This window comes from Sphingobacterium sp. T2, assembly GCF_000814685.1.
Classification (GTDB): Bacteria; Bacteroidota; Bacteroidia; order Sphingobacteriales; family Sphingobacteriaceae; genus Sphingobacterium; species Sphingobacterium thermophilum.
Genome location: NZ_JXAC01000192.1, coordinates 1 through 1,763 on the forward strand (window position 1 = coordinate 1; position 1,763 = coordinate 1,763).

A 1,763-nucleotide genomic window follows, 5' to 3' on the forward strand; every position below is an offset into this window, starting at 1 on the left:
AGCAAAACCTGAATCTTTTGCTTTAAAGTTGAACCCCATTCCTAGAATGTAGCCCATAGCTTCTTTGAGAGCTAGGTTGGATTCGAAATGAGGATTGGTATTGATGTCCGCGTGCACTTCGAGATCTACTTGGTATTTTTCAAGGATGGGACAAAGTTGATAGGCGATTTCGATGGAGCGTTGTACTTCCATCAGCATACGCTCTTTGATACTGAGCTTGAAGGATATTTTATCTTTGTGGATAAACATGAATTCCACCTTTTTTTTCGCGGAGGAACACAATGACGGTGGCTACCTCTATAGTGTTCCGCTTGACTTGTGAGTCTGTGCCGATAAATACTTTTAACCTAATTCCGTTATTGACCTCACGAATGATAGCATTTTCAACAGCGTCTAATATAGATTCTTGTAAAGGCTCTCCGTTGTATTTTTCCCAACTCATAGTATGGCTTGTTTTGGTGTATATGAAGATTTCCGAATTTCATGTCATGCATTAATAGTTCTACACTTTATTCTTTGTTTCCGTAAGCTAAATCGCCGGCGTCGCCTAACCCCGGAACGATGTAGGATTTGCTGGTAAGCTCTTTGTCTACGTCAGCAATCCACAGTTGTGCTTCCGGCACGAAGGCACGCACGTGTTGTATTCCCTCCTCGGAAGCTATCACCGAAGCTATATGCAGTTCTTTGATGTTATATTCACTTAATAGTTCTTTGCAGCAGAGAACAAGGCTGCGGCCGGTGGCCAACATAGGGTCCGACACGATAACGATGCGATCGTCCAAGTTGGGGGTAATTTCATAACGCTTGTGTATTTCAAACTCGCCACTTTTTTTGGTGTGACGAAACGCACCTATAAAGCCACAGTCAGACTGGTCGAAGACATTCAAGAAACCTTGATGAAAGGGTAACCCTGCCCGCATAATGGTGATAAGTACGGGTTGTTCGACCGGGATATTCATTTCGGCAATACCCAAAGGCGTTTCGATCTCTACTCCTTTGTAGGGTAATGTCTTGCTGATTTCATAAGCTATAATTTCGCCTACACGTTCTAGATTCCTGCGGAAGCGATGCCTGTCTTTTTGAATGGTGACATCTCTCAGCTCAGCAACAAAATGGTTGGCAATACTGTTGTTCTTTGAAAGAATATGGATCATAGCTTATTAATTTACACCAATTTACTAAAAAAAAGTCAAATATGTTTGACGGATGTCACATTCTCGGATATATAGAGTATTTTATTCTTTTGAAGTGTTATCTTTACCTTAGAGGAGTTATATGAAATTTGAATTAACATCAGAATATAAACCGACGGGAGACCAACCTCAGGCTATAGCGGAACTTGTGGCGGGCGTGAATGCCGGAGAGATGTACCAGACCCTGTTGGGGGTTACCGGATCGGGAAAGACGTTTACTATAGCGAATGTCATCCAGCAGACCCAACGTCCTACTTTGATTTTAAGTCACAACAAGACGTTGGCTGCTCAGCTGTATGGTGAGTTTAAACAGTTTTTCCCAAAGAATTCGGTAAACTACTTTGTGTCGTATTACGACTATTATCAGCCAGAAGCATTTATCCCTTCGACAAATACATATATAGAAAAGGACTTGGCGATAAACGACGAGATCGAGAAGTTACGCCTTGCCACGACATCGGCGCTGATGTCGGGTAGGAGAGATGTCATTGTCGTGTCTTCGGTTTCTTGCATATATGGTATGGGTAATCCGGAAGATTTTTCGCGATCGGTCTTTCGCTTTGGAGTGGG

General features: G+C 42.6%; 2 protein-coding genes and 1 pseudogene. 1 reads left to right on the plus strand and 2 read right to left on the minus strand.

Features of this window, described 5'->3' with window-relative positions; all coding sequences use genetic code 11:
* Positions 1–442: pseudogene (locus SD31_RS11585) on the minus strand (ribonuclease H-like YkuK family protein); the annotation flags it as partial.
* Positions 443–509: 67 nt separating this feature from the next.
* Positions 510–1,154 carry a uracil phosphoribosyltransferase gene (gene upp / locus SD31_RS11590; protein ID WP_039054238.1) on the minus strand — a complete coding sequence of 215 codons (645 nt, stop codon included), beginning with the start codon at positions 1,152–1,154 and terminating at the stop codon, positions 510–512.
* 121 nt (positions 1,155–1,275) lie between these two features.
* On the opposite strand from upp, the gene SD31_RS11595 reads away from it, so the two are divergent.
* Positions 1,276–1,763, plus strand: a 488-nt coding sequence (locus SD31_RS11595; protein WP_039054239.1) for a DEAD/DEAH box helicase family protein, incomplete at its 3' end; no start/stop codon positions are given.

Excerpts from the sequence above, each read along its gene's own strand:
- upp (WP_039054238.1), bottom strand. The coding sequence starts at position 1,154 with ATGATCCATATTCTTTCAAAGAACAACAGTATTGCCAACCATTTTGTT.